The sequence below is a fragment of the Extibacter sp. GGCC_0201 genome (assembly GCF_017566055.1).
Lineage (GTDB): Bacteria > Bacillota > Clostridia > Lachnospirales > Lachnospiraceae > Extibacter.
This window is the reverse complement of record NZ_JABFCH010000229.1, coordinates 1-214: the sequence shown is the minus strand read 5'-3', so window position 1 is coordinate 214 and position 214 is coordinate 1. Positions and strand designations below refer to the sequence as shown.

1 protein-coding gene is annotated in these 214 nt (G+C 42.1%); it reads left to right on the top strand.

The genetic code is table 11. The features are described from left to right. Positions 1 to 214 (top strand): HAD-IC family P-type ATPase (locus tag HJV72_RS19350; RefSeq protein ID WP_208073502.1); only part of this gene is annotated, 214 nt, incomplete at both ends.

The following is a 214-nucleotide window of genomic DNA, read 5'->3' as shown; positions in this document are numbered from 1 at the left end:
AATATTTCATGATGGCTGTCACTTTAATTGTAGTAGCCGTTCCTGAAGGCTTACCGATGAGTGTCACCTTAAGTCTTGCACTAAATATGCGCCGTATGCTGAAAACCAATAATCTGGTACGTAAAATGCATGCTTGTGAAACAATGGGGGCCATTACTGTGATCTGCACCGACAAAACAGGTACATTGACACAAAACCTGATGCAGGTACATGA